Below are 547 nucleotides of genomic sequence, written 5' to 3' on the forward strand. Positions count from 1 at the left end.
CCTCCAGCGCCGATGGTACTTGGACCGCAGGGTCCTGGGAGAGTAGGACGTTGCCAAGCGGGTTATTACAAAGATGAGGGTCTCTCCCTCGGGAGAGTATCGGAACCCTTCATCGATGAAAACTCAAAAAGCTGGCTCGACGTTCATAGACGATTCCGATGCCGACCTCGAAGTAATTCGAGAAGTTGATTCCATCGGTGCGGAATGGACGTTGCCAAGCGGTATCTTATTTTTGAAAAAAGCATAGCTTTGTGGGCCCTTAGCTCAGCTGGTTAGAGCGCACCCCTGATAAGGGTGAGGTCGGTGGTTCGAGTCCACTAGGGCCCACCATTAGCCTGTAAAAAGTGAATGAGCCTAATGATTAGGCAAGTGAAGGATTCGCATGATGAAGCTTCATGATTGAAGCATCGCTTCACTGTTGGGGCTCCCCGAAAAGTACTGTATAAACCTCATTTCGAAGCAAAGTCAGGAAGAGCGACCGCGTTTAGAGGAAGGTTTAGACGCCGACCCTGTTAGGGTGCGGACGGAATTAGCCTCGAAGCATCAC

The 547-nt window shown here is 50.8% G+C and carries 1 tRNA gene; it reads left to right on the forward strand.

From position 1 onward, the window contains the following. Positions 1-253: 253 nt before the first annotated feature. A tRNA-Ile gene (locus KJS69_RS29395) sits at positions 254-330 on the forward strand. Positions 331-547: the final 217 nt, after the last annotated feature.

It is taken from the genome of Paenibacillus sp. J2TS4, from assembly GCF_018403245.1.
In the GTDB taxonomy this organism is placed as follows: domain Bacteria; phylum Bacillota; class Bacilli; order Paenibacillales; family NBRC-103111; genus Paenibacillus_L.